The 7,593-nt window shown below is 69.5% G+C and carries 6 protein-coding genes and 1 pseudogene; 6 read left to right on the forward strand and 1 reads right to left on the reverse strand.

Going from position 1 to position 7,593, the window contains the following annotated elements; all coding sequences use genetic code 11:
- Window positions 1-96: 96 nt before the first annotated feature.
- From StrepF001_RS43445 to StrepF001_RS43470, 6 genes and pseudogenes are all read left to right on the forward strand, one after another.
- Window positions 97-1,185 (forward strand): annotated as a pseudogene (locus StrepF001_RS43445) (IS30 family transposase); the annotation flags it as partial.
- A 13-nt stretch (window positions 1,186-1,198) separates the two neighbouring features.
- The gene (locus StrepF001_RS43450; protein ID WP_240797984.1) at window positions 1,199-1,558 is read left to right on the forward strand and encodes a hypothetical protein; all 360 of its coding nucleotides are present in this window, start codon (window positions 1,199-1,201) and stop codon (window positions 1,556-1,558) included.
- Between the two features lie 18 nt (window positions 1,559-1,576).
- Window positions 1,577-3,943, forward strand: a complete 2,367-nt coding sequence (locus tag StrepF001_RS43455; protein WP_129803589.1) for a DDE-type integrase/transposase/recombinase — start codon at window positions 1,577-1,579, stop codon at window positions 3,941-3,943.
- A gap of 120 nt (window positions 3,944-4,063) precedes the next feature.
- Complete coding sequence (locus StrepF001_RS43460; protein WP_206307155.1) at window positions 4,064-5,182, forward strand: ATP-binding protein; 1,119 nt, start codon at window positions 4,064-4,066, stop codon at window positions 5,180-5,182.
- 355 nt (window positions 5,183-5,537) lie between these two features.
- Entirely contained in the window at window positions 5,538-5,942 is a 405-nt protein-coding gene (locus tag StrepF001_RS43465; RefSeq protein WP_129803591.1) for a hypothetical protein, read from the forward strand.
- A 136-nt stretch (window positions 5,943-6,078) separates the two neighbouring features.
- Complete coding sequence (locus StrepF001_RS43470) at window positions 6,079-7,206, forward strand: three-Cys-motif partner protein TcmP (protein WP_129803592.1); 1,128 nt, start codon at window positions 6,079-6,081, stop codon at window positions 7,204-7,206.
- Here StrepF001_RS43470 and StrepF001_RS43475 read toward each other — a convergent pair.
- A partial coding sequence (locus StrepF001_RS43475; RefSeq protein WP_129803593.1) for a DUF5131 family protein occupies window positions 7,193-7,593 on the reverse strand: 401 nt, incomplete at its 5' end. The two genes, StrepF001_RS43470 and StrepF001_RS43475, sit on opposite strands and share 14 nt — an antisense overlap.

A 7,593-nucleotide genomic window follows, 5' to 3' on the forward strand; every position in this document is an offset into this window, starting at 1 on the left:
CCGTATTCCACAGCGATCACGGAGCGCAGGGCGGATTCAACCGGTCGTCGCAACACCTCGATCTTGGAGGTGTTGATGGGCAGGCCAGCGGGGTGGATGAAGGCGCTGACGGGCAGGGCGCCGATGAAGTCGCCTGGGAAACCGTCGCTTCGCCGCGATGTGGAACGGTTGTTCTGGCGAGAGATCGCCAAGGGACTGACCAGCGAGGAAGCCGCGATCGCAGTCGGCGCGTCGCAGGCGGCCGGCAGTCGCTGGTTCCGCGAGCGTGGCGGCATGCCGACCTTCATGCTCGCCCCGCTCACGGGCCGCTATCTGTCGTTTGAGAAACGCGAAGAGATCGCCTTGATGACAGCCCAGGGCGCTGGGGTTCGTGAGATCGCCCGCCGGCTCGGTCGCGACCCGGCGACCATCTCGCGGGAGTTGCGGCGCAACGCGGCCACTCGGGGCGGGAAGCTCGAGTATCGGGCCTCGGTAGCGCAGTGGAAGGCAGAGCTTATGATGCGACGCCCCAAGACCGCGAAGCTTGCCGTCAACGAACGGCTCCGCGAGTACGTCCAGGAGCGGCTCTCCGGCCAGGTCCGCCGACCTGACGGGACGCCAGTGCCGGGACCTGAGGCCGCACCCTGGAAGGGCCGTAACAAGCCGCGCCGCGAAGACCGCAGGTGGGCCACGGCATGGAGCCCGGAGCAGATCTCAAACCGGCTGAGGTTCGACTTCCCCGATGATGAGGCCATGCGTATCTCGCACGAGGCGATCTACCAGGCCCTCTACATCCAAGGGCGCGGGGCACTCAAGCGCGAGCTGGTCGCCTGCCTGCGCACTGGGCGTGCCCTACGGGTTCCGCGAACACGCTCCCGACAACGCGCGAACGGTCACGTGACGCCCGAGGTGATGATCAGCGAGCGGCCTGCCGAGGCCGAGGACCGCGCGGTGCCGGGCCACTGGGAGGGCGACCTCATCATCGGCACCGGCCGGTCCGCGATCGGCACCCTCGTGGAACGCACTACCCGGTTCACCATGCTGCTGCACCTGCCGCGGATGGACGGCTACGGTGTCGAGCCACGGGTCAAGAACGGCCCGGCCCTGGCCGGCCGCGGCGCCGAGGCCGTGAAAGACGCGATCATCGGCACGATCACCACGCTGCCCGAGCAGCTGCGCCGCTCGCTGACCTGGGACCGCGGCCGAGGGCGAGCGTGAGGTGCTGGTGCTGAAGCCGTCCGGCCAGGAGAGCCTGCCCGCGTCGAGGCTTGAGGTGCTGGAAGAGGTGGCGCAGGCGGCCGGGTGGCGGGTGCGGCAGGTGCGTGAGCCGTCGGGGCTGCGCGTGCGCAATCTGGGTTGGCTGGCCGGCTACCGGTTTCCCGCGGGCGACGAGGAGGACCAGGGGCGGGTGCTGCTGGAGGCGTTCAGGCAGCCGACGGGCCTGCGGGTAGGGGTGGCGGCGAGCGGGCTGGACGAGCTGACGGGGCTGGACCTCGCCTACCGGATGCTGTGGCAGCGGCGGCTGCTGTTCGACCGCGCACAGCCGCTGCTGCCCGATGCCGTGGCCTGGACGGCCTGATGGCGCGGAGGGGGGCGCATGGCGGGATCGGGTGAGGGCCGGCTTGCGGGGTCGCTGTCCATCGGGGCGTGGGTGCGCTGGCAGGAGCGCGAGTGGGAGGTGGTGGCGTGGCAGGGGTCGCAGGTCACGCTGCTGCCGCAGGACGGCGAGCAGGCACCGCGGGCGGTGTCGTACCGGTGGCTGGTGGGCGCGGAGGACTTCACGGTTCTCAGCGGCGGCGGGGCACCGGCCACGGACAGCACGGCTCTTGACGGGTGGGGGCGGCAGGAGGGCCGAGAGGAAGAAGCCGCGCTGTGGCAGGCGCGCATGGTGGAGATCGACACCGGTCTGGCGCCGGGCCGAAGCGAGCATGCGCGGGGATTCGGGCCGGACACGACGCTGGCCCAGCGGTGCGCCGCAATGTCGGCGCGGCTGGCCGCCGACGGCGTCCGCTGCTCCGCCCACACCCTCGCCGACAAGCGGCGCAAGTGGAAGGCGGCCGGGGAGAATCCGGTTGTGCTGCTGCCCGCCGCGCGGGACAAACGGGCGGGGGGCTTCACCGACCCGCGGTGTCTGACCGCCATGCAGGAGGTGGTGGCCCGGCGGGCACACGAGTCGGACGTGACCATCGAGCTGATCCGCGAGGAGGTCGAGGACCTGCTGCACTCGCGCTACGACGAGGAGCTCGGCGACGCGGCTGCCGTGGCGGCTCTGCTGCCCTCCCGTTCCACCTTCTACCTTCGGATGAAGGAGTCCGGCCTGGCCGACATCCTGGACCAGCCGACACGGGCCCGGGCCGCCCTGGCCTCCACCCCGCCCCTGCCCCACGGCGGGCGCGAGGCCGTGCTGCGGCCGGGACAGGTGACCCAGGTCGACACCACGCCGCTGCGGATCCTGGCCCGCGGCGACGACGGCCGGCCTACCTCCACGGAGATGACCTCGCTGATCGACGTGGCCAGTCACAGCATGTGCGCGCTGATGATCACGCCAAGCCGTCCCCGGGACGCCGAGAGCGGACAGGCAGGCCAGGCGACCCGGGCGATCGACCTGACCCTGATGCTGGCCCAGGCTCTCGCGCCCTGGCCGGTGATGCCAGGCTGGGACCCGCTGAGCGCGGCCGCCGCCTCCAGCCTGCCGTTCGGGGCGCTGCGCGCGGCGGACGAGCGGTTCACCGAGGCCACCGCCGCCCGCCCGGTCATCCGCCCCGAACTGATCATCTACGACCAGGGCAGCCCTTACGTGAGCGAGCATTTCACCGAGGTCTGCGACCGGCTGCGCATCGCCCGCCGCCCGGCGCGCAAGAGGACCGGGCCCGACAAGTCGCTCGTCGAGCACTCCTTCACCACTCTCGCGCACCGCTTCAGCCAGTACGTGCGGCACGGCTGGCAGGGCCGCAGCCACAAGAAGCGCGGCCGCGGCATCGAGCGGATGCCGCTGTACACGATTGCCGAACTCCAGCAGATGGCCCAGGAATGGGTGGCCCTGGAGTACCAGCAGACCCCCGATGCGGGACTGCGCAATCCGTTTCGGCCTCAGGTCGCGCTGTCCCCCAACGACATGTATGCCGTCCAGGTGGCCCGCAGCGGCTACCGGGCCGTGCCACTCTCCCCCGCCCTGAACCGCTTCTTCCTGCTGTTGCGGTGGGTCGTCCCCGGCAAGAGCGGCTTCATGATCAACTATCGGACCTATCAGCCTGTCACGCAGGACGCCGCACACTACCGGGAGATCCTCCTGCGCGGCGGCTCGAAGCTGCCCGGCGCAGAGGACAAGTGGGAATGCCGCTTCAACCCCTACCGTCCCGAGCGGGTATGGCTCTACGACCACACCGCGGGCACCTGGGTGACGTGCGACTTCCGGCTGCGGCACCTGCTCACCGACCCGTGGACCGCGGACATGTGGCAGGAGCACGCCGAGCAGCACCGCGCGGCCGGCGGCAGCGAGCAGGACGAGGAAGCGATCGCCCTGTCCCTGGCCCAGCGTGACCGGCGCCGCCGCAGCCGGAGGCCGCCGCCCAAGCGCACCGGGGCCGAACCACCATTCCAGGGACTGGAGTTGGAGACCGAACAGCCCTCCCACGACCCCTACGCGGGTCTGAAGGAGTTCGACCTGTCGACGCTGCGGCCCTACCCGGCGCTGCCCATCTCCCCTCTGGCTCCCGCCCCCGCAGCCGCCCCGCCGGCGCTGCCCTCCGGCACGGGCGGCGCGGAAGGGCCCTCGGAGAGCGGGCAGGCTCCGCATCCGCTGGCAGCACTCTTCCTCGACGACGGCGACGACAGCCCGCCGGATGCCTCCGCTGCCGGAACATCGGCAGCTGCCTACGAGGTCGTCGAGGCGGAGCTCCTGGACGACCTCGATCCGGACGGTGATGACGGTGACGAGGGCGAGGGCGACGTATGGGAGATGTAGACGACCGAGGACAGGAGCCGTGACGACGCAGCCCCAGGCCGACCCCGAGAGCGGACAGGTTTTTGCGGTCCTGAGCCGGTGTGCCGGTGCAGTGCAGGACCGTGACGAGAGAGAAGCGTGATGAAGGCATCCATCGAACTGCGCGACAAACGTGAAGCCCGTCTGCGTCAGCAGCTGAAGGACACCCCGATGCGTCCTCTGCCGCTGTTCCAGCTCACGGGCTGGACCCACTTCGTCGACGAGGAAGTGGAGCCGCCCGCACTGGCGGCGGGCAGCAGTCCGGCCGAGGACAGGAAGACGGACGAACAGGCCATCGCCTACCACCGGCATCTGCGGATGGTGCCCACCGACGCGATGACCCACATGCAGGAAATGGTCGTCGAGGCAGTCCACGCCAACAGCGGGCGCCGTGACGGGCTGATGGACCATGTCATCGACGGCCCCGCGGGCACCGGCAAGACCTGTCTGCTGCGGGCGATTGGACGCACCGCCCAGAGGGAGATCGAAGCCGCCATGGGCGGCAGGCGCCAGAACACGATCCCGGTAGTGCACATCACCCCCGCGGACCCTGAGCCTAGGGTGAACTGGCTCTGGGAGATCGGCTCCTACCTGGGTCTCAACCCCGAACCGAAGAGCCTCATGGAAGTCCTGGAGATGCGCAGGCACCAGGACGTGACCCTGCCGGTCAACTACGTCCTGGAGACCGCGCAGACCCGTCTGCTACTCATCGACGACATCAACCGTGCCTCGCCGCAGCACCTGGCGAACGTGCTGCCCTACTTCGACTACCTGCGCGACAAGCTGGGCATCTCCATCGTCTTCTGCGGCACCGGAGCCAGCCACCGCCTGCACCAGGCCCGCATCCTGGCCGGAGAGCTGACCCGGGTCAGCGAGGAAAACCGGGTACGGCTCGAACAGGCGGGACGGCCGGCCGAACCCGTCTCGCCCTCCCCCACCGCCCTGCTGCCGGTGACCTGGCTGCACCCCCTGCCCCTGGACACCGAGGACGACGAGACCTTCCGGCGCGTTCTGGCAAGCTTCGAGGCTGACTTGAGCCTGTACCGGCTGGAGGAGAACGCCCTGAGCAAACACGCCGTCACACTGCACCAGCGCACCGGCGGCTACTTCAAAGCCCTCACCTACGTCATCTCCACCGCCGCCGTCCTCGCGATCCGCAGCGGCAGCGAGAACATCACCGAGAAAGAGATCGCCGCCGCGACAGCCCAACTCGGCCCCTGAAACAAGCCGCAGGCCCGCGGTGCCGACCGGGCCGGCACTCCTGCCCGTGGCTGCCGGGCGCCAGAGGCCCTCGCTGCGCGCCGTCCGCCCTGGCGGGGTCCGCTGTCTAGTTGGGCCGGGTATCTGACATAACGGGCACACCCGCATGTCCAGGACAGGAGCCCGGTTGGGTCTCCCCTCCCGACAGCCCCGGGCCGTCCGTGGACTCCGTCCCGACCCGCTACGGCGACACCGCCTTCCGCTCCCGGCTCGAAGCAGTCTGGGCCCCTGAACGGCAAATAACCGTCACTTCGCAATGCCCGACCTGGGCTGATGCCGTAGCGCGGCGGCGGGCTGGTCGGGGAGGCTGTACGCCGTGACCGATGACACCGACACCGACGACTGGCCGGGCTACACGCCCGAAGAGATGGACCTGCCGACCGAACTGGTGGAGAGGATCAGACTGGTCTGCTCCCTTCTGCACCTGCCGGTGGCCGAACGCCACGGCATGCCGGGTGTGGCGCTGGGGCGTGAAGAGGTGTGGAAGCCGGGAGAGCCGGCCGACCACGTCACCGTCAGCTGGAATGTCAGCGACAAGCTGTTCGACACCGCGGAGACACAGGGCAGCGACGGCAGGGCGGAGCACCTGTGTGGCGCCATCGACGCCCTGGAACGCGGACTGGTCGACGCACTGCGCCGGGGAGGCCTGCGGGTAGAACGCGACACCGGCACTCAGGACTGGAAGGTCCTGGGCATCGCTGCCCTCTCCCCGCTGGACTGACCCCAGCACGCCTGCTCACGAGTGCGGCTGGTACGCGGTCTTTACCCGCAGAGCATATGCACTCACCATCGGTGATCAGGGTTTGGGTCAGTCGGGCTGCCGACTGCGTGGGGGACAACGCGTGCAGGGGGTCGGAATGGGCGTCTTGTGGAAGCTGGAGCCAGCTACCGAGGCGAAGCACCGGTTGTACAAGCAGTACCTGGACGCCTGGTGGCCGATCTTTCTGCAGACTTCCGCCCGCACCGGATACTCCCGTCCTCGCGTCACGCTGCTGGACGCCTTCGCCGGCCCTGGCCGCTACCTGGGCGGAGAAGAGGGCTCGCCCGTCTTCATCCTGAGAAAGCTGCTGAACCACACTGCGGTCGACCGCATGAACCTCAGCCGGCAGCGTGTCCGTCTGATCTTCATCGAGAAGGAGCGGCCACGTTACGAGCATCTGTGTGCGGAGCTCGTCCGCTGCTTCGGGCCGCTGGAGGACCTGCCCGTACACGTCGAAGTGCACCACGGCGAGGCCGGACAGGACAGCGGCGAACTGCTGACCAAGCTGGACGCCTGGGGCCACCCAGTCCTGGGGATCTTTGACAGCTGGGGCAACATCAACGTGCCGTTGTCCCTCATGCGCCGCATTGCCCACAACCCCTCCAGCGAGGTCATCACCACCTTCGGTCCCAACTGGTTCAGCCGCGAACAGGGGCGGCAGATGGCCAGTGAGGAGTTCAACCCGGAGGTCCTCGACATGGTCTTCGGCGGCCGCGAGTACTGGTCGCCCGCTGATGCAGAACTCCGGCCTGACGAGCGGTGGCGTGTGTGGCTGTCGACCTACCGTGACGCGCTGCGCCGGGCGGGGTTCCGCTCCCAGTTGCAGTTCCGGCTCGTGCCCCGCACCGGCCAGCCTCTGTACCTCGTCTTCGGCTCCGGCCACCCCAAGGGCCTGGAGGCGATGAAAGAGGCCATGTGGAAGGTCGACGTCAGCGATGGCATGAGCTTCAAGGACCCCCGCACTCGCGGCGGGGTCCTCCCCGGACAGTCCACGCTGTTCGCCGGCGCGGACGTGGTCGACCCCGAGCTGCTGGAACTGGTCCACCAACGTCTGTCCCAGGGAGTCGCGACGGTGGAGGACATCGGTCAGTGGCTGCTGACCGAGACCTCCCGCTGGCTGCCCAAGCATGCGCTCGCCGCTGTCCAGGAGCTGCGCAACGACGGCGTCGTGATGGTGCTGAGCAGTGGCAAGCTCACCCGCAAGAGCCGGGTCAGCCTGAACTGACCGCCGCGGCCAGCGGAAGCTGGTCCCACTGCTGTCCCTCCAGCAGACGGCCTCCCGCCTTCGGGGTCCGGCCGCCCCACTGCTTGAAGAAGAACGGCACATCGGCCTCCTGGCAGACGTCGCGAATACCGGTCACCCACTCCGGCTCCAGCGGCCTGAAGCGCGGGCCGGACTCCCCGCCGGCGATCACCCAGTCGATGCCGGAAACGTCCAGGCCCTTCAGCGGCCCCAGCAGCGGTTCGCACGACAGGAACCGCACCGCGGCCGGCACCTGGCGCAGGTCGTCGACGCGAGCGAGTTCCTTCTCGCCCTCCACCGACACCCCCATCCACAGGTTCGCCGGCCACTCAAGCCGGTCGGCGAACCTGTGGATGGGGGTGTCGGTGG

The organism is Streptomyces sp. F001, assembly GCF_004187715.1.
Taxonomy (GTDB): domain Bacteria; phylum Actinomycetota; class Actinomycetes; order Streptomycetales; family Streptomycetaceae; genus Streptomyces; species Streptomyces flavusporus.

What these genes read in the sequence shown, in the direction of transcription:
- StrepF001_RS43460 (WP_206307155.1), top strand. Translation starts at nt 4,064, where the DNA reads ATGAAGGCATCCATCGAACTGCGCGACAAACGTGAAGCCCGTCTGCGT.
- StrepF001_RS43470 (WP_129803592.1), top strand. Translation starts at nt 6,079, where the DNA reads ATGGGCGTCTTGTGGAAGCTGGAGCCAGCTACCGAGGCGAAGCACCGG.
- StrepF001_RS43455 (WP_129803589.1), top strand. Translation starts at nt 1,577, where the DNA reads ATGGCGGGATCGGGTGAGGGCCGGCTTGCGGGGTCGCTGTCCATCGGG.